Raw genomic sequence first — 18,851 nt, forward strand, 5'->3', positions numbered from 1 at the left:
CTTTCCTTATGACCATCTTCCGTTTGCTGCGGCTCTTGGCAGCGCGCCCGATCAGGCTTCCTGTCAGGTGTGGTAGTCGGCATTGATGGTCACGTATTCGTGGGTCAGATCATCGGTCCATACCGTGGCCTGGCTGTCGCCCTGACCAAGGTCGATGTCGATATGAACCTCTGGGACGTGCAGGTCGACCAGCTCCGGATCCTGACCGGGACGGCCGCCCTGGCAGACCTTGATGCCGTTGAAGCTGACATCCACATGGGCCGGGTCATAGGCCGCCGTCGAAACCGGCACGGTGCCCAGGGAGGACACCACTCGGCCCCAGTTGGGATCCTCACCGGCCACCGCGCACTTGAGCAGTGTGGAGCCGGAGACCGCCCGTGCGCAGGCAAGGGCTGCATCCTCGCTCTCGGCACCATCCACACGGATACGGATCCGATGCCTGCTGCCCTCGCCGTCGGCCACAATCCGATGCGCCAGGTCCGCGCAGGCCTGACCGAGCTTCTCCTGGAACTGGTCGGGATCAGGCCGTACTCCTGAGGCCCCGGAGGCCATCAGCAGGACGGTGTCATTGGTGGACATGCACCCGTCCACGTCGATCCGGTTGAAGCTGAGCCGGCAAGCCTCGGACAGGGCCTGGCGAGCCTGTTCCGGCTCCAGAATGGCATCAGTGGTGATTACACAGATCATGGTGGCCAACTGCGGGGCGATCATCCCGGAACCCTTGACCATGCCGCCCAGCCGCCAGCCGGAACCGTCCACAGCCACGGTCTTGGTGCAGGTGTCGGTGGTCAATATGGCCTTGGCGGCCTCTTCGCCGGCCTCCTGACTGGCCGACAGCCCCTGGGCAGCCTGGTCAATGCCGGTCAAGATGGAGTCCAGGTGCAGCAGATGGCCGATGATCCCTGTGGAGCAGACGGCAACCCGCTCGGCGGGCAGGCCCAGTTTCTCGCCTGTCCGCTCGGCCATGGCCCTGGCCTGGTCCAGGCCCTCGGGGCCCGTGCAAGCGTTGGCATTGCCGGAGTTGATGACCACGGCTCCAGCACGGCCATCTTCAAGGATCCTGCTGGTCCAGACGACCGGAGCGGCCCGGAAACGATTGGGTGTGAAGACCCCCACAGCCGTGTCCATGGGTCCGCTGTTGACGACCAAGGCCAGGTTGCGGCGCTGTGAGCCTCCCGGACGATGGGCGATGGCCGTGCCGGTCCGGAAGCCTGCAGGGTAGGTGATGCTCATGGTGCCACTCCTATGGTTGTCAATCCGGTCTCCTCGGACAGGCCCAGAGCCAGATTCACGGCCTGGAGGGCCTGGCCTGCGGTGCCCCGGGTCAGGTTGTCGATGGCGGCGAAAGCGTAGAGGCGGTCGGCGCGCTGGTCCACAGCGACCTGGACCTGGGCCCGGTTGGAGCCATACACATCGGCCGTGGAGGGAAGCCTGCCCTCGGGGAGCAGATCGACAAACTGCTCGTCGGTATAGATCTCTTCCCAGACGGAACGAATATCAGCCATACCCATGCTCTGTCCACGCGCGCTCAGCTTGGCTGAGACCACAGCCAGAATCCCCCTTGACATGGGGACCAGTATGGGGGTCAGCCCCAAGCGGATGGATTGTTTGCCAAGACCCCCGAGGTTGGGGTCCGCAGCTGCGGCCTTGCGCAGGTTCTGCAGAATCTCAGGGATATGCCGATGGGTGCCTCCGACCGAGTAGGGATGGGCCGAATTGATGGCCTGGGCTGCCAGCAGATCCATTCTGCCGCCCGAGCGCCCGGCGCCCGAGTAGCCGACAGCAAGGTCGGCCACCAGATCATCGGTCTGCACCAGTCCGGCAGCCAAAGCGGGTTGGAAGGCCAGAGTGACTGCCGTGACATTGCAGCCGGGACCAGCGATCCGCCGAGTCTGTCCAAGCAGCTGACGCTGGCGGCCACCACCCGGGTTGAGCAGCTCAGGCATCCCATAGGTCCACGGGCTTGAGAAAGGTCCGCCGTAGTAGTCTTGCCAGTCGCCTGGATCCTCCAGCCGGTGATCAGCCCCCAAGTCGACCATCAGCGATTGCGGATCCAGCTGTTCGGCCAGGAGGCCAGAAGCCCCGTGAGGCAGGGCCAGAACCACCAGATCATGGCCGGCCAAGATATCCGGCTTCGTATCCTGAATCTGCAACGAGGCCAGCGACTCCGGCAGGTTGGGAGAGAACTCCCCCAGCAACCGGCCAGCCGAACCATGACCGGTGACCGTGCATACCTGAAAGGCTGGATGGGCCGCCAATAGACGGATCATCTCCGATCCGGCATACCCCGAAGCTCCCGCCACAGCCACCGTGTATTGCCGCATGAGTGCTCCCTTCATCGGGCACCATCATACATACTCATGCAGTAAAACGCATATTTATGCAATTCGGCGTGTCGCTATGCACCTGCTTTAGCTGCGCGACACTGTCACCTATGCGAAGGGGTCATAACCGGAATCTCGGTTGCGGATGTATTCCATCTGCGTACTGGCCTTGTCCGCAGCATCGGGCCCGCATGTGTCCTCCACAAAGGCCAGGGCCATATCGATGCCGGCCGAGATACCCGAAGAGGTGCGAAACTTTCCATCGACCACCCAGCGGGCATCTTTGATCCAGTCCACACGCTCCCCCGTGCCGACGACCCAGTCAAAGGCCAAGTCATTGGAGGTTGCACGCCGACCGTCGAGCACACCGGCGGCAGCCAAGAGAGCCGAGCCTGTGCAGACCGTCATTACCTGCGGCGACTGGGCAGCCAGACCTGCCAGCTGCCCAATCCATTGGTCATTTCCAACCAGAGTTCGCGTGCCAGAACCGCCGGGTATCAGCAAAACTCCCTTGGGATCAATCGCTTCGAGTCCTAGAGCTTCGACCCTGACGCCGCCCTCCCCGACTTTCACTCCAGGACCGTCCAAGGAGAAAAGCCGCACCCGGGCGCCATCAGTGTTGATGAAAACCTCAAAGGGGCCGAAAACATCCAAGGGTTCAAACCCGTCGAATACGACAATATTGATATCCAAGCCCATCTGAATGACCCCCTGCTTAAATGTCAGGCGCTGACACCATCCCCGCCTGAGCCGCCGCCACCCGTCGAGGGCGACGGCATCATCTGCTGGTAGAAGTCGTTCAGGGAGACCCCGTTGACCAGCAGCCAGATCCAGGCCAGCGTGAAGAGCAGGTTGATGATCAGGGCAGCCATGGCCAATCCATAGCCCTTCATGTGCAATTTGCGGGTCCGATACATGGAAACGCCGCCGAGCAAAGCGGGAATCACAGGCATGGGCAAAAAGAGGGCCATGAGGAAGGCGATGATGGCGCAGGGATCCCAGTGGCCATAGACCGGATTTTGGGAGGGGTCGTTCAGATCGGGCATGCCCTGGGGAGGCCAGACCGGAGCGCCGGGACGGGCCTGAGGATTCCCAGGATTCCCAGGATTTCCGCCGCGACCGGGACCCGGCTGCCCCGCCATGGGCATAGGCTGGTTGGCGGGGTTGCCTTGGGACGAATCCGATTTCTTGGTCTTGGATTCAGGATCTGGGCGACCGTAGATGTACGGATTCCATCCTGGATAACGATCGGCGCGTGCGCCGTACAAGGGCTGGTCGCCCCCATCATGATCCTGGCGGTCAGGTCCACCGGCTGTGCCCTGTTCTTGAGAATCCGTCATGTCCCTCGGTCCCCTCGATGCCCGGTCAGGCACGCAGCACGGCGCCCAGACCTGCAGTCTTGTCAACGATGGCCTGGCGCAGGGATTCGCTGTCCTCGGACGTCAAGGTACGGTCCGGGGCGCGGAAGGTGACTGCGAAGGCCAGCGATTTTGCATGTTCACCGATCTGATCGCCAGTGAAAACGTCGAACAGCTCGATGGATTCAAGACTAGACCCAGCCGCTTCTCTGATGGCGGAAGTCAGGTCGGCGGCCGAAACCGTTTCCGGCACGGTGAAGGCCAGATCCTGACGGACCGGCGGGAAGGTCGAGACCGGCTTAGCCTGCAGGGGCGTGTAGTCCAGGTGATCCAGCACCATGTCCAGACTCAGCTCGAAGGCGGCCGAGTGGGCGGGGAAGCCCAGAGCCTGATCAACCCGAGGATGCAGCTCGCCCACCATGCCGACAAGCGTGCCGTCATCCAGGACCAGCCTGGCGGTACGGCCCGGATGCCACTGGTCGGGCACCTGCTCGGCCGGGGGCTGCTCCAGCCGATAGTGTGCTCCCAGCCTGTCCAGAACACGACGAGCCGATTCGACTGCATCGGTCCAGTCCACATCCCTGCTGTCCTTGAGCCAGCCATCCTCCTGGGCACGGCCGGTCAGCAAGGCTGCCACATGCAGCCGTTGCTCTGGCAGACCCTGGTCCAGGCGGGCCAGATCCTCGTCGCTGGGCCGCACACCGCCCGGAAGGGTGGGCACCGCAGGAGCCTTGGGATCGCGACGGAAGACGTAGCCGATCTCGAAGAGACGCACATCCGTGTTGCCACGTCGAAGGTTGCGCTCCACGGTGTTGGCCAGCGGCAGCAGCAGGCTCTGCCTTAGATAGGGCCTGTCAGCGGCCATGGGGTTGGCAAGCTCCACGCTGTTGACATGAACCTCATCAGGATCCATGCCGAAGGCCTTGAAATCATTGTCGCCGACGAACGGGTAGTCCAGAACCTCGGTCAGCCCATATTCGGCCAGGGTGTCAGCCACCCAACGGCGGCGCTGCTGGCGATCGGTCAGACCAACCGCACCTGACACCTTGGGCGATGGCACGGTGACAGGGATGCGGTCATAGCCCACCAGGCGGGCCACCTCCTCGACCAGGTCGCAGCCCTCGCCCAGGTCGGGCCTCCAGGTTGGCGGAGTCACCGACAGCCGGTCTTGAGGATCACCTTGGACCGTGCAGCCAATGTCTCGAAGAATGGCCACGATGCGCTGGGGCTCCACCTCCAGTCCGGTCAAACGTGCCACCTCGCTGACGGCAAAGTCGATGACCGGCATGGGCTTGGTCTGGTTCAAATCCAACGGAGCATCCAGGTCCTGGCCACCGGCAAGGCGATGCAACAGATCGGCGGCCATGGCTGCAGCGGCCGGTTGCATCTGCGGATCCACCCCACGCTCAAAGCGCTTGGAGGCCTCCGAGGGCAGCTTGTGGCGACGGGCGGTCCGGGCGATGGTCACCTGGTCGAAGTGGGCGGACTCGATCAGGATGTTCTTCGTCTGATCGGTCACCTCTCCATACAGGCCGCCCATAACCCCGGCCAGACCCAGGATGCGGGAACCCTCATGCCCCTCGGGCGAGTCGGTGATGAGCAGATCTTCGGTGCTGAGCTCGCGATCTTTGCCATCAAGGGTGGTCAGGTGCTCGCCCTGCCTGGCCCTGCGGACGACGATGGGGCCGCTGAGCTTGTCCAGATCGTAGGCATGCAGGGGCTGGCCCAGGTCCAGCATGACGTAGTTGGTGATGTCCACCGGCAGGCTGATGGAGCGCATGCCGGCCCGAACCAGCCGACGACGCATCCAGCTGGGTGTGGCGGCTTTGGGGTCGCACCCGGTCAGGGCCCGCAGGTAGTAGCGGTCGCATCCGGGCTGACCATGAATGGGATTGTCGTCCTCAACATGCACCGCCAGCGGAGCCTGATCCTCCTGCGTTGCGGAGGCTGGCACGGTCTTGTTCAGCTCAATCACCGGATCCGTGTACTCAGCGCCCGTGGAGTGGTGGTATTCGCGGGCAACCCCCCGGTAGGAGAAGGCGTAGCCACGGTCCGGGGTGATGTTGATCTCTAGCACGGGCCTATTCATATGCAGGAGGCTCATGGCATCGTCACCGGGCTTGAACTGTTCGTACTGCTCGGGGGTGAACCCGTAGTTGCGCAGCAGGATGATGCCCTGATGGTCCGAACCCAGTCCCAGCTCACGCTCGGAGGCGCACATGCCGTCCGAGAGGTGGCCATAGGTCTTGCGCGGCTCGATGCGGAAGTCCCCAGGCAGGACGGCCCCCGGCAGGGTCACCACCACTTTCTCCCCCGCAGCCATGTTGGGGGCCCCGCAGACGATGCCACGCGGCACCTTGCGGCCCTGGTCGTCCACGGCGTTGTACTGCTCGCCCACATCCACATGGCACCAGTTGATGGTCTTGCCGTTCTTCTGGGGCTCGGGCTCGGCATCCACCACATAGCCGACCACAATGGGGCCGGTCACCGTGGACTGGTGGATGTCCTCTTCCTCCAGACCGACCCGGACCAGGTCCTTGGCCAGCTGTTCATAGGTCAGATCCTCGGGGACCTGCACATGCTCCTTGAGCCAGTCGATATCTACCATTGGCATCTGACGGTCACTCCCCCATCTCGAACTGCTGGCTGAACCGCACGTCGCCTTCGACCAGGTCGTGCATGTCGTTGATGTCGTGGCGCAGGAGCAGGGTGCGCTCCATGCCCACACCGAAGGCGAAGCCTGAGTAGCGCTGCGGGTCCACGCCGGCCGACCTCAGAACATTGGGGTTGACCATGCCGCAGCCTCCCCATTCGATCCATCCGGGGCCACCCTTCTTGTCGGGGAACCAGAGGTCCATCTCGGCGCTGGGCTCGGTGAAGGGGAAGTATGAGGGCCTCAGTCTGGTCCGGGCCTCGGGGCCGAACATGGCCACGGCGAGCTTGTCCAGGGTGCCCTTGAGATCGGCCATGGTCAGGTGTTCATCGACGGCGATGGCCTCGCACTGGTGGAAGACCGGGGTGTGGGTGGCATCCAGTTCATCGGTGCGGAAGACCCTGCCCGTGCAGGCCACGTAGAGCGGCACGCCACGGGTTATCAGGGAACGGGCCTGGTCGGGCGAGGTATGGGTGCGCATGACCATGTTGGAGCCGACGAAACCGGCGGCATCCCTGGCCTGGTTGCCCTTGACGTAGAAGGTGTCCTGCATCTGGCGGGCAGGATGGTCAGGGCCGAAGTTGAGCGCATCGAAGTTGTACCACTCGGCTTCCAGCTCGGGACCCTGGGCGATGCTCCAACCCATGGAGACGAAGAAGTCCTCCACGTCCTCCATGAGCTTGGACAGCGGGTGGCGGGCGCCCTGGGGACGGCGGTTGACCGGCAGGGTCATATCCACCTGCTCGGCGGCCAGGCGGCGGGACTCCTCCTCCTGGCGCAGCTGCCGCTCCTTGAGCCCGTAGGCGCGGCCAAAGTCAGCCTTGAGCTTGCCTGCCAGACGCCCGGCGGTCTTCTTCTGATCCGCTGGCAGCCGTCCGATGATCCGGCCGGATCCGGCCAGGGCGGAACCTGTCCCCGCATACTTGGCCTTGATCGCCTTGAGCTCTTCCAGATCGGAGGCTTCGCGAATCCTGCCGATGCCCTCGTTGACCTCGTCGGTCATCGCCGCGGGGTCGAATTCTTCCTGTGCCACCATGGACCTTTCCACTGTTGCCAATGCCGTGTCCGGGCCGCAAATCAGCGGAAATCCCGGTCGTTGACGCCTTCACATTCTTTCAATACGACTCGACATGGCCATGGCGTAGAGCAGCACCGCCGCCGAGGTAGCCAGATTGAGCGATTCAGCCCGCCCGTATATGGGTATGCGAACGATCTGATCCATGGACTCCAGCAGCTCATTGGGCAGCCCACGTGCCTCATTGCCGAAGAGCAGGGCCATGGGTTGACCCGCCGTGTCTGTCTTGGACAAGGCACCGCTCGCCATCAAATCATCCAGGGAGCGGACCGGTTTGTCCGGCGTGCCATAGACATCGGCCGCCACCATGGCCCGGCCCTGCTGTCTGCACAGGGCCAGGAAGTCCTCAGTGCCCATGGTCGCCAGGGGTATGTGAAAGGCCGAGCCAGCCGTAGAGCGAATGACCTTGGGATTGGTCGGTTCCACGCACTGATCCACCAGGATGACTGCCCGGCAGCCCGCAGCATCGGCCGTGCGAATGACGGTTCCGGCATTGCCTGGATCACGGATCTGCCAGAAAGCTGCCACCAGGTCGGGCCCCTCCCCCGTCAGGCTCCGGGGATCGTCAAGGTCCGTCGCTTGGGCCAAAAATCCATCAGTCCGCGCCTGGGCCAGGATCCCCTGCGCATTGCCGCTGATGGCATGCATGACCCTGGCGGAGACGAAGTGCCCATAGCAGTCAGGCAGCTCCCGGGCCTGCTCCATGATGGCGCCTGCGGTCTCGTTGAGCGGCCGCGGATGAACGCCCTTATCTATAGAAGAGGACTCATCCGCCTGAATATAGAGGTCAGTCAGCAGGTCGGGACGCCAGCGAACCGCCTCGCGCACGCTCTGCGGACCCTCTATCAGAAAGCGGCCATGTCGATGCCGGGCCCGCCGATCCTGCAATTCAGCCAGACGGCGAATTCGTTGGGCACGGGGATTGTCAAGAAGGGAGTCATCAAAGGGCATGGGCACAACTCTAGCCTCGGCAGTCGAAAGCACGGCTGACGAACCTTGATGAGCCCGCATCTGTGGGAAAGTTCACTGAAAGAAAGGCCTGCGCCCCTTGTGCTCCTCGGACAAGGGGCTAGTGTTAAAGAACCGGTCGGGTCGACCACGTCCGTTGTTGGTCTGGCGCAGACCGACCATCACTCGTCTGGCTTAGCCAGAATCATTGTGAGGAGACGATATGCCCGTATACACACTTCCCGATCTGCCCTACGACTACTCGGCGCTGGAGCCGTACGTGTCCGGCAAGATCATGGAGCTGCACCATGACAAGCACCATCAGGCTTATGTGAACGGTGCCAACAAGGCCCTGGAGCAGATCCACGACGCGGCCGAGTCCGGCAACGTGGCTCAGTCCAACCTGCTGGAGAAGAACCTGGCCTTCAACCTGGCCGGGCACAAGAACCACTCCATCTTCTGGAAGAACATGGCCCCGGCCATCGGCCAGGAGCCCACTGGCGAGCTCAAGGCCGCCATCGAGGACCAGTTCGGGTCCTTCCAGGGCTTCCAGACCTACTTCGAGTCCATGTGCGCCGGCATCCAGGGCTCCGGCTGGGCCGTCCTTGCCTGGGATACCCTGGGCGAGCGCCTGGTCACCCTGCAGATGTACGACCACCAGGGCAACCTGCCCGTCACCATCTTCCCGCTGGTCCTGCTGGACCTCTGGGAGCACGCCTACTACCTGGAGTACCTGAACGACCGGGCCAGCTACGTCAAGGCCTGGTGGCACATCGTCAACTGGGAGGATGCCTCCAAGCGCTTCGACGAGGTGCGCAACATCAACACCACTCTGGCCAGGTAAAAGACCAGCGCTTCCGACCACAGGCGGACCCCGGTCCTTTCCCCTCTCTGCGGGAGGCGGAAAGGACCGGGGTTCCTCCATATCTGGAGCCTGCGGAAATCCCTGACGATCAGTTGCCGAAGAAGGCGATGGAGCCGGTCAGGGCAGCCAGGGTCAGGGAGATTGCAGGCACAGCCAGGCATATGAGCAGGAAACCGGTGTCACGTGGTCTGATCTGGGAAACCCTGGCATGGGTGCGCGGTGTGCTGCCGCCGAAACCCCTGGCCTCCATGGCCGTAGCCAAGGTCGTCGAACGCCTGATGGACAGGACCAGCAGGGCGAAGGCCTGGGGCATAAAGGCCTTGAAACGGTTCTCATCGCCCAGCCCGCGACTGCGGCGCGAGGCGGTCAGGGCCGACCAGTCATCCTTGAGAACGGTGAAGAGCCGCATGCCGGCCAGCCCGCCGTAGACGAAGCGATCAGGCAGGTGGAGCACCTGGCTGAAGGCATCGGCCAGATCGGTGGCGTCTATTCCCAGCACGGTGATGATGGCGGGAATCCCGATGGCCAGGATTCGCAGCGCGGTGGCCAGGGCCAGATCCAACGACCGCTGGGTGATGTGGATCATGCCCCACTGCCAGTAGGTGGCGCCGCCGCTCTTGCCGTAGAGGATGATCGCCAGGGCCGAGCCGGGCGCTCCCAGGAAGATGGGCCAGGTGGATCTGACCACCCGCAGGGGTGTGAAGCCTGCCGCGCCCAGCATCAGGAACTCCAGGATCAGTGCCGTCGTGGCCGAGACCGGGTCCAGGCTGATCAGCAGGGGCAGAGCCGCCAGGAAAGCCCCGATCAGACGGAAGGCCGGATTGATGGAGGCTATGTATGGCGACCGGCTGGCCGGCTTGACCGGCTCGTCCCGCTGATCCATGGGCGTGACGGTCAGTCTGGCCGCAACAGTCTTCTGACGGGCCTGCAAATCTGACTCTGATACAGGCCAGACGGCCTTCTGGGCTCCCGGAGGCGTCATCTCCACCAGACGGGCATCCAGGGCCTGGACCAGCTCCCGGTCGTGGGTGACCAGGATGATGCAGGCTCCCTGGTCGCGCAGGTCTGCAATCAGCTGGGCCATGCTGACCCAGGTGTTCCTGTCCTGACCGAAGGTAGGCTCGTCAAGAATCAGCATCTGAGGTGCGGCGGCCAGGGCCGAGGCCACGGTGAGCCGCCGCTTCTCACCGCCCGAGAGCGTGTAAGGGTTGGCATGCGCGTACTGCCTCAGCCTGAAACGGTCCAGCAGCTCCAGGGCGCGAGCCTGGGCCCGGCCCTCGCTCATACCAGTGCGGATTGGAGCCAACTTGACCTCATCCAAGACCGTGCCCCGGGCGAACTGATGCTCGGGATTCTGAAAGACATAGGCGATGCGCGCCGCCAGCTGGGATGAGGTCCATCGGATGGGCTCGGGCTCGGCAGGCGTCTGCCCCTGGGATTCCCGGAGCAGGCGGTCCTGGGCAAGGACCGAACCGGCCACTGGCTCCAGCAGACCGGCCAGGGTCATGGCCAGCGTGGACTTGCCGGCTCCGTTGGCTCCGACCAAGGCGGTGATCTGACCGGCCCTGAATTCCAAATCGATATGCTCGGCCACTGCCTTGCCCTGACGGCCCACCGCCAGATCCTGAGCGGCCAGCAGGACGGGATGATCATCCTGGCCGGGATCGGATTGCCCGGACCTGACCCTGGACCCTCCAAGCTCAGGAAGCGAATCCCTGGCGCTCCTATAAGCTTCGGGAACCCAGATGCCCAGTGAGGCCAGGTCCAATCCCGGATCAGTGAATACCTCCTGGGGGCTGCCGTCGGCCATGATCACCGTCTTGCGATAGGTCGCAGCGCCCGATCCGCCGGTGCTGTCTTCAACCTCGCCCAGCCCAAGCACGATGACCCGGTCGATCATATCCATCCATGGACCTGCCCGGTGCTCGACCAGAATCATGGTCGAGCCTTGCCGGTCCAGGACCTTCCTGACGGCGCCGACAATCTGGTCGACGCCGATGGGATCCAGGTTGGCCGTGGGCTCATCCAGCAGGAGCAGCCCAGGCTGCATGGCCAGGGCGCCGGCCAGGGCCAGACGCTGCATCTGCCCTCCGCTTAGATGCATGGTGGACCGGGTCAGCTGCAGGTCAGCCAAACCCACCTCGGCCATGGCCCTCTGCACCCGTGGCCAGATTTCCTCTCGGGGCAGCCCCATGTTCTCGGGCCCGAAGGCCACATTGTCACCAAGCCGCTGAAAGATGGCCTGGGCATCCGGATCCTGCAGGACCAGCCCCACACGCCCCCGGCTGGAGACGGCGGGATTGCCGTCAATCAGGACCTGGCCCTGGGTCACCCCGCCTTCGTCATCCTCGACCTGATCCTGACCGCTCTGCGGGGCATGATCGCCCAGAAGCCCGGCCACACCCTCGAGGATGGTCGATTTGCCAATGCCGGAGGCTCCCAGCAGCAGCACCCGCTGACCTGCAGGAATGCTCAGGGAGAGGTCCCTGACGGCGAAGTGATTCCGATAGGCATGCCGATAACCCCAACCGCGCAGCTCCAAGGCTGCGGGTCGGTAGGGGTTGTCCTGGATGCTCCGATCCACGCCCAGACCTCTACTTCCCGGCCGTACGAATATCGCGGCCGGAGGCGAAACGGTCCAGAGCCCCGGTGGCGGCAATGGCCTTGTAGAGGTACCAGACCAGCACTCCAGCGATCAGAGCGCCCGAGATCAGGGTGGCTATCAGATAGATCACCCCATAGGGGCCGGTCAGGTTGATGGCCTGCAGGTGCGTGCAGAAGGAGTACAGCCAGCAGCCGAAACCAGCGGCAGCGCCTGACAGTGCCACCGTGGACATGTTCCAACGCCGGTAACGCAGCAGCATGAAGACCAGTTCGGCCATGAAGCCCTGAAGCAGACCAATCAGTATGGTCTCCACAGGCACCCATTGGCTGCCCAGCAGCGACTCCAGGATGGCTGCGACCAGCTCGGCATAGACGGCCGCCCCCGGCTTGCGCACGATGACCGATGCCAAGGGTCCGGCAAACAGGTAAAGACCGTTGAGAATGCCCCCCAGACCGGGCACGACCCCGTCCAGGAATGACCAGGGAATGGTGGTCACCATGGCGACCACCCAGTAGATGACTGCGGAGGCCACCCCGATGACCGAGGCTACGGCGATATCCACCACCCTCCACCGTCGGGAGGGGGTCCTGACCTGGGAGGGAGTCCGCTCGGACTCCGGCTCCGATCCGGAAGCAGTGTTGTTGATGAAATGACCATCGGTCATGATCTTGTGCCTTTCCTCGGGGCGCTCCCTGTGAGCGCCATCCCGTTCAGGCACGGGTCCAGTGACATCCGTGCGCCGGCATTACCCGGTAAACGTTCGTCCGGTTGAGGCTGAGCCTCCTCTCAGCCGCACGCCCATAGGCATACGGCCCCCGTGTCACTGGCCATCTTAGAACATACGGTGGTCAAGGAAATCCAGCAGCAGGGCCTCGGTGATGATGTTGTCGACCAGCCCCTGCAGGGAGATGGACTCGTTCGGGCTGTGGGCGTTGGACTGGGGATCCTCTGGGCCGGTCACCAGGACCTGGGCCTCAGGGAAGAGCCGCTTGAGTTCGGGGATGAAGGGGATGGATCCGCCCTCGCCCTTGTTGACCGGGTCCCGTCCGAAGGCCTGCCGCATGGCCTCCTCGGCCTGCCGGACCACCGGGCTGTCGGCATCCATGGCCCATCCCATGCCCATGTCGCCGGGCGTGACCTCCACCCTGGCCCCCTGAGGAGCATGGGCGATCAAAAAATCAGCCAAGGCCTGCGCGGCCTGCTCAGGGCGCTGGGTGGGCGCAGTGCGCAGGGAAATGCGGAAGCGGGTCGTATCAGCCAGCACGTTGAATGAGCCCTCCACCGGGTGGGCATCGAAGCCGATCACCGCCGCTGCAGGCTTGGTCCAGAGCCGGGAGGCCAGGGAGTCGGTTCCGGCCAGCCGGTAGGAGTCCACCACGCCGGCATCCGCACGCAGCTGGGCCTGGTCCAGGTCACGCTGCAGGCCGCCTATGGGCTGTCCGCCCTCCAGGCCGGGCACCGCCAGCTGACCCTGGTCGTCATACATGGAGGCGATCAGCATGGCGGCCAGGGTGTTGGCATCCAGGATGGGCCCGCCGAACTGCCCGGAGTGAACCGGGTGCTCAAGGACTGTGACCGTGACATCCAGGTCCGCATTCCCTCTTAGGGAGGTGGTCAGGCTGGGGGTGTCCGCCGACCAGTTGCCCGAGTCGGCCACGATGATCAGATCCGAGGCGAAATCGTCCCGATGAGCCTGGAGGAAGGGGATGAAGCTGCGCGAGCCCATCTCCTCCTCACCCTCGATGAAGACCTTGACGTTGACGCGCAGGTCCTTGCCCAGGGCGTGCAGGGCACCCGAGTGAATGGCGATGCCGCCACCGTCGTCGGCCGATCCGCGTCCGTAGAGCCGTCCCTCCTTCTCCACGCCGGCAAAGGGGTCAGTGGACCACTGGGAGGGATCGGGCACCGGCTGCACATCGTGATGGGCGTAGAGCAGAACGGTCGGGGCCTTGTCGTCCACCTGCCGGGATCCGATCACCTCGAAGGCGCCCGGGGTCCCGTCAGGATTGGTGGCCTGGACCACCCGGGCATCTACACCCACCTGCCGCAGTTGCCCGGCCACATAGTCGGCCGATCGCCGCATGTGATCCCCGGTGATCCCCTTGGCCGAAACCGAAGCCAGGGCGATCTTGTCCTTGAGCAGATCGACGATCCGGCTCCTATCGTCCTGCACACGTGTGCGGATCGTCTCCAGGCCCAGCTCCGCCATCGTTACCTCCTGTGATTGCTTGCGAATCAATGCTTGCGAGTCTAGGCGTCACCGTAACCTGTTCGCATGACATGGAACCCCTTCTCACGCAAGGATCGACGGGACAAAGAGGCGGAGGCGGACCAGACGGCCTCCACTGAAGAAGCACGAGGCAAGGGACGCCCCACACCCAAGCGCAAGCAGGCTGAGGCCCGGAACCTGCGCCCGCTGGTCCCCAAGGACCGCAAGGCCTCACGCAAGGCCGCCAAGGCCCGGATCCGGGCCCGTGAGGATGCCCAGTACGAAGCCATGAGGACCGGCGACCTCGACCACATGCCCAAGTCGGAGCGCCTGCCCTGGAGGATTTACATCCGCAACTATGTGGATGCCCGCTTCAATCTGCTGGAATGGATATTCCCGGCCATCATCCTTATGTTCGTCGCCACTCTGATGGGCATGTTCGTGGGCCCTCAGCACTATGCAACCTTCACCATGGTGGTGACCGTCCTGCTCTATGGCTACCTGATCATTGCCCTGATCGATACCTGGCTGATGTGGCGCAAGCTCAAGCGCCTGCTGATCGACAAGTTCGGCGAGCGCTCGGTGGCCAAAGGTTCGCGTTCGGCCTCCTACGCCTGGCAACGGGCCATGATGGTCCGGCGGTGGCGGGTTCCCAAGCCCAATCAGAGCAAGCGCGGGCACTGGCCCGACTGACAGCCGATTATCCTGACATACCAAACGAAGGAGTAGTCATGCCGCCCGGTGCCCTTTGGGTTCCGGGCGGTTTTTGCACTCACTCCGCATTGTGCGAATGCTCTTCATTCTCCCAGCCGGTACGGCTAGCATGGATTGTTATGCAGCAATCGATCAACCAACCCGGCACAGAGTCTCTTGACCCATGGGACGCCGACAGCCGCCAGTACGACACCATCATTATCGGATCAGGCCCAGGCGGGTATGCCACAGCCCTGCGCACGGCAGAGCTGGGCGGACGGGTGGCCCTGGTCGAGCAGGCCCCTGTGGTCGGCGGCGTCTGCCTGAACCGCGGATGCATCCCCACCAAGGCCCTGCTGACAGCCACCCAGGTTCTCGAACAGGCTGATCTCGGGGCCGCCATGGGCATCAATATCGGGTCGGCCAGCATCGACTACCAGAAGCTCCAGGATTATCAGGACCGGATGGTGGACGCCATGACCGGCGGCCTGTCCAGCCTGCTCAAGCAGCGTGGCATCACCGTGGTGCAAGGCCACGGCACCATCGTCGGCGACGGCCTGGTGGAGGTGACCGACGATGACGGCAATCGAACCCGGCTGACCACCTGCGACACCATCCTGGCCACTGGGTCTCACGCCAGGCCCTTGGAGGAGCTCCCCTTCGATGATCTGGTCATCGACACGGACCGGGCGCTGACCCTCAAGCCCTTCCCCCGCCGGGCGCTGATTATCGGTTCAGGTGCGGTGGCCCTGGAATTCGCCACCATTTGGAACCAAGCCGGCTGCCAGGTGACCCTGCTGGTCAGGCATGACCGGGTGCTCTCCCACTGGGGTCGGCGGACCGGCCAGATCATGACCCGGGAGCTGAAACGTCAGGGAATTCAGATCATCACCCATGCCCGCTGCTCGGGCGGGCACCGTCTGCCCGCAGATGGAGGCATGCAGGTCGACTACCAGCCGACCGACGACAAGGGCCAGGCGGGAGCGCTCGAGACCGATCTGGTTCTGGTGGCCATCGGCAGGGACCCCAATACCAACCCCGAGCATATGAAGGAGCTGGGCATCGACCTGGACGAGCAGGGTCAGGTCCTGACCGACTCCCAGGGGCGCACCAGCCGCGACCGGGTCTGGGCCCTGGGCGACATCACCCCTGGTCACCATCTGGCCCACAGGGCCTTCCAGCAGGGCATCACCCTGGCCGATGCCGCCTCTGGCCTGGATCCTGAACCTGTCAATGAGGCCACCATCCCCCGCGTGGTCTTCTCCTCCCCACAGGCCGCAGCTGTGGGCTTCAGCCGGCAGGAGGCCGAGGATGATCCATCGCTGAACCAGGTCAAGGAGACCATCTACCCCATGATGGCCAACTCGCGCATGCGCATGAGCGGCCTGCAGGGCACCCTCAGCCTGATCACCGCCTGCCAAGCCACCGATCTGGAGAAGCAGATAGTCGTCGGTCTGGAGATGGTCTCCCCCCAGGCCTCCGAGAATATCGCCGAGGCCCAGCAGCTGGTGGGCAACCAGATCCCCCTGCACCGGGCGGCCGGGCTCATCCATCCCCATCCCACCTTCTCGGAAGCCATTGGAGAGGCCCTGCTCAAGGCTGACGGCAGACCCCTGAACATGCGTTAGGCATGCGGTAGACTGGTCAACCAGTGAACGTTTCCGAGTGAGGATGGCATGGCTACAGAGGACACCAAGGGCAAAAAAACAAAAAAGAAGAACAGCACGATCAGTCAGATCGTCAAGATCTACCAATTCACTTACGCAGAGGACAAGGCTCTTCCCTGGCTGCTGGCCGCGGCCATCCTGGTGCCCACACTGATAGCAGTGGTGATCTGCCTGCTGGCTCACTTTGGCTGGCTGTCCTGGATCCTGACCGTGCTTCTGGGCATCATGGTCGGCCTGCTTCTGGCCACCATGACCCTGACCAGGCGCTCCGACAAGGTCGGCTACGCCAAGATGGAGGGTCGTCCAGGCGCTGCCGCCGCCGTGCTGAGCAGCATCTCCAAGGCGGGCTTCTCCTTCCCCCAGGAACCTGTATGGATTGATGCCAAGACCAAGGACGCCGTCTGGAGGGGCACCGGCCGAACCGGGGTCTACCTGATAGCCGAGGGCGACTACAACCGCGTCAACAAGGCCATGAACCGCGAAGAGGAGAAGATCCGCCGCATCACCCGTGGGTCGGCCATCCCCATCTACCGGATCAGCGTGGGCCACGGTCCTGACCAGGTACCGCTCAACAAGCTCCAGCGCACCGTGATCAAGAAGAAGGTCAAGCTGACCGCCACCGAGCTGGAGACCCTGAACGACCGGCTAGTCACCCTGCAAAAGCGGCAGAGCGCCCTGGGGGTGCCCAAGGGCATCGATCCGACCAAGATACATGTCAGCCGCAAGGCCATGCGCGGGCGCTGATGTTTTCAAGGTCCCGGCATCTCCCTCAGGGAGGCGCCGGGACCTTCGCATGAAACACCCCCGTAACCTCAGCGGCGCATTGCTGAAAAAACCGGTCCCCTAGACTGGGTGACCGTTACGGTTTCCACGAAAGGAGCAGTTCAGTGAGAGAACTGAAGTCAAAGGCCGATTGCGAAGCTCTGATCAACCAGGAGGGCGTGGAATATGTCTCAGTCAGGTTCACGGACCTGATCGGGGTCCAGCAGCACTTCACCGTGCCCGCCAGCGAATTCCTCAAGGACGCCTTCACAGACGGCATGGCCTTCGACGGCTCCTCCGTCCAAGGCTTCCAAGCCATCAACGAATCGGATATGAAGCTGATTCCCGATCCAGAGACTGCCTACCTGGATCCCTTCCGCCGTCATCGCACGCTGAATGTGGCCTTCTCCATTGTCGACCCGGTGACCGACGAGCCCTACTCGCGCGACCCCCGGCAGATCGCCGCCAAGGCGGAGGCCTACCTGCGCTCCACCGGCATCGCCGACACGGCCTCCTTCGCCCCCGAGGCCGAGTTCTTCATCTTCGACAAGGTCCGCTTCGAGAACAGCATGCAACGCTCCTTCTACGAGGTCGACTCCATCGAGGCTCCTTGGAACTCGGGCGTCGACGTCGAGGAGGACGGCTCCGACAACATCGGCTTCAAGAACCGGGTCAAGAAGGGCTACTTCCCCGTACCGCCCATCGACCACTACCAGGATCTGCGCGACGACATGGTGGCCAACCTGCAGAAGGTGGGCCTGATTCTGGAGCGCTCCCATCACGAGGTGGGCGGCGCCGGCCAGCAGGAGATCAACTATCGCTTCAACACCCTGCTGCATGCAGGCGACGACCTGATGAAGTACAAGTACGTGGTCCACGAGACCGCCGCCCTGGCCGGCAAGGCTGCCACCTTCATGCCCAAGCCCATCGCCGGGGACAACGGGACCGGCATGCACTGCCATCAGTCCCTCTGGAAGGATGGCAAGCCCCTCTTCTACGACGAGAACGGCTACGGCGGACTCTCCGACATCGCCCGCTGGTATGTGGGCGGCCTGATCGAACATGCCTCGTCCGTCCTGGCCTTCACCAACCCCTCCACCAACTCCTACAAGCGGCTGGTGCCCGGCTACGAGGCCCCGGTCAACCTGGTCTACTCGGCCAGGAACCGTTCGGCGGCCATCCGCATCCCCCTGGCAGGCACCTCGCCTGCCGCCAAGCGGATCGAGTTCCGCGCCCCCGACCCCTCCTGCAACCCCTTCCTGGCCTTCTCGGCCCAGCTGATGGCAGGACTGGACGGCATCCTCAACCACACCGAGCCTCCGGCCCCCATCGACAAGGACCTCTATGAGCTGCCCCCGGAGGAGCACGCCCAGATCAAGCAGGTGCCCGGCTCCCTGGAGGAGGCTTTGAACGCCTTGGAGGAGGATCACGACTTCCTGAGCGAGGGCGACGTCTTCACCGATGACCTGATCCAGACCTGGCTGGATTTGAAGCGCGGCGAGCTGGACCAGACCCGTCTGGCCCCCACCCCCCTGGAGTACGAGCTCTACTTCCACATCTGAGTTCACCTGACGGCTGACGCTGGCTGACCGGCCAGGTCACATGTGGCCCGATCCTTCCTGCTGAAGGGTCGGGCCTTTTTGCATCCCGCCTATAGACGGCAACACGCCAGCCCCGGCATCCCGGCATGCG

The 18,851-nt window shown here is 63.7% G+C and carries 15 protein-coding genes; 5 read left to right on the forward strand and 10 right to left on the reverse strand.

Annotated elements, in window-relative coordinates:
• Positions 1 to 63: 63 nt before the first annotated feature.
• The 7 genes from argJ to RAM15_RS05130 form a co-directional block, all read right to left on the reverse strand.
• The gene (argJ, locus tag RAM15_RS05100; protein ID WP_306221032.1) at positions 64 to 1,233 is read right to left on the reverse strand and encodes a bifunctional glutamate N-acetyltransferase/amino-acid acetyltransferase ArgJ; all 1,170 of its coding nucleotides are present in this window, start codon (positions 1,231 to 1,233) and stop codon (positions 64 to 66) included.
• Complete coding sequence (argC, locus tag RAM15_RS05105) at positions 1,230 to 2,324, reverse strand: N-acetyl-gamma-glutamyl-phosphate reductase (protein WP_306221033.1); 1,095 nt, start codon at positions 2,322 to 2,324, stop codon at positions 1,230 to 1,232. The genes argJ and argC overlap by 4 nt, the downstream gene beginning before the upstream one ends.
• A gap of 108 nt (positions 2,325 to 2,432) precedes the next feature.
• On the reverse strand, positions 2,433 to 3,023 hold the full coding sequence (locus RAM15_RS05110) for a DJ-1/PfpI family protein (protein ID WP_306221034.1): 591 nt from the start codon (positions 3,021 to 3,023) through the stop codon (positions 2,433 to 2,435).
• Between the two features lie 23 nt (positions 3,024 to 3,046).
• The gene (locus RAM15_RS05115) at positions 3,047 to 3,664 is read right to left on the reverse strand and encodes a DUF4190 domain-containing protein (protein WP_306221035.1); all 618 of its coding nucleotides are present in this window, start codon (positions 3,662 to 3,664) and stop codon (positions 3,047 to 3,049) included.
• Positions 3,665 to 3,689: 25 nt separating this feature from the next.
• Positions 3,690 to 6,296: a phenylalanine--tRNA ligase subunit beta gene (pheT, locus tag RAM15_RS05120; protein WP_306221036.1), complete on the reverse strand. Its 2,607-nt coding sequence runs from the start codon at positions 6,294 to 6,296 to the stop codon at positions 3,690 to 3,692.
• A 7-nt stretch (positions 6,297 to 6,303) separates the two neighbouring features.
• Entirely contained in the window at positions 6,304 to 7,371 is a 1,068-nt protein-coding gene (pheS, locus tag RAM15_RS05125; protein ID WP_306221037.1) for a phenylalanine--tRNA ligase subunit alpha, read from the reverse strand.
• 69 nt (positions 7,372 to 7,440) lie between these two features.
• Positions 7,441 to 8,361, reverse strand: coding sequence for a TrmH family RNA methyltransferase (locus tag RAM15_RS05130; RefSeq protein ID WP_306222256.1), 921 nt, complete (start codon positions 8,359 to 8,361; stop codon positions 7,441 to 7,443).
• Between the two features lie 220 nt (positions 8,362 to 8,581).
• On the opposite strand from RAM15_RS05130, the gene RAM15_RS05135 reads away from it, so the two are divergent.
• Positions 8,582 to 9,202, forward strand: a complete 621-nt coding sequence (locus tag RAM15_RS05135; protein ID WP_015022073.1) for a superoxide dismutase — start codon at positions 8,582 to 8,584, stop codon at positions 9,200 to 9,202.
• 109 nt (positions 9,203 to 9,311) lie between these two features.
• Here RAM15_RS05135 and RAM15_RS08575 read toward each other — a convergent pair whose 3' ends face one another.
• The 3 genes from RAM15_RS08575 to RAM15_RS05150 form a co-directional block, all read right to left on the reverse strand.
• Positions 9,312 to 11,807 (reverse strand): ATP-binding cassette domain-containing protein, encoded by a 2,496-nt coding sequence (locus tag RAM15_RS08575; RefSeq protein WP_306221038.1) that lies wholly within the window; start codon positions 11,805 to 11,807, stop codon positions 9,312 to 9,314.
• Positions 11,808 to 11,817: 10 nt separating this feature from the next.
• Entirely contained in the window at positions 11,818 to 12,492 is a 675-nt protein-coding gene (locus RAM15_RS05145) for an ECF transporter S component (protein WP_306221039.1), read from the reverse strand.
• A 168-nt stretch (positions 12,493 to 12,660) separates the two neighbouring features.
• On the reverse strand, positions 12,661 to 14,037 hold the full coding sequence (locus RAM15_RS05150) for a dipeptidase (protein WP_306221040.1): 1,377 nt from the start codon (positions 14,035 to 14,037) through the stop codon (positions 12,661 to 12,663).
• A 66-nt stretch (positions 14,038 to 14,103) separates the two neighbouring features.
• On the opposite strand from RAM15_RS05150, the gene RAM15_RS05155 reads away from it, so the two are divergent.
• From RAM15_RS05155 to glnA, 4 genes are all read left to right on the forward strand, one after another.
• Positions 14,104 to 14,730 carry a DUF3043 domain-containing protein gene (locus tag RAM15_RS05155; protein ID WP_306221041.1) on the forward strand — a complete coding sequence of 209 codons (627 nt, stop codon included), beginning with the start codon at positions 14,104 to 14,106 and terminating at the stop codon, positions 14,728 to 14,730.
• Positions 14,731 to 14,870: 140 nt separating this feature from the next.
• The gene (locus tag RAM15_RS05160) at positions 14,871 to 16,358 is read left to right on the forward strand and encodes a dihydrolipoyl dehydrogenase family protein (RefSeq protein ID WP_306221043.1); all 1,488 of its coding nucleotides are present in this window, start codon (positions 14,871 to 14,873) and stop codon (positions 16,356 to 16,358) included.
• A gap of 48 nt (positions 16,359 to 16,406) precedes the next feature.
• Positions 16,407 to 17,141 (forward strand): DUF4191 domain-containing protein, encoded by a 735-nt coding sequence (locus tag RAM15_RS05165; protein ID WP_306221044.1) that lies wholly within the window; start codon positions 16,407 to 16,409, stop codon positions 17,139 to 17,141.
• Between the two features lie 143 nt (positions 17,142 to 17,284).
• On the forward strand, positions 17,285 to 18,721 hold the full coding sequence (glnA, locus tag RAM15_RS05170) for a type I glutamate--ammonia ligase (RefSeq protein WP_101432564.1): 1,437 nt from the start codon (positions 17,285 to 17,287) through the stop codon (positions 18,719 to 18,721).
• Positions 18,722 to 18,851: the final 130 nt, after the last annotated feature.

This window comes from Bifidobacterium asteroides (genome assembly GCF_030758775.1).
Lineage (GTDB): Bacteria > Actinomycetota > Actinomycetes > Actinomycetales > Bifidobacteriaceae > Bombiscardovia > Bombiscardovia kimbladii.